Here is a 229-nt window from a genome sequence, read left to right as displayed (position 1 = left end):
ATATCAAAGGCACAGATGAGCCAATGATTATCAGCGGTGGCCAGCACGCCAATGAAACCACCGGCGTGGTCGGTGCTTTGCGTGCAGCCCATGAACTGAAATCCCGTAAAGGTGCGCATTTCACCATCTCCCCGCAGGAAAACCCTGACGGTTATGAGCTGCATCGTCGTCTGTGCGCGGATAATCCGTTTCACATGCACCATGCAGCGAGTTACACCGCTATGGGTGA

Annotated in this window: 1 protein-coding gene; it reads left to right on the top strand. The window is 54.1% G+C overall.

Annotated features, from left to right (window positions below; all coding sequences use genetic code 11):
• Positions 1-229 (top strand): M14 family zinc carboxypeptidase (locus tag HBA93_RS24075; RefSeq protein WP_286202188.1); only part of this gene is annotated, 229 nt, incomplete at both ends.

This window comes from Ochrobactrum sp. SFR4, from assembly GCF_019730395.1.
Classification (GTDB): Bacteria; Pseudomonadota; Alphaproteobacteria; order Rhizobiales; family Rhizobiaceae; genus Pseudochrobactrum.
This window is presented reverse-complemented; position numbering and strand designations above follow the sequence as displayed.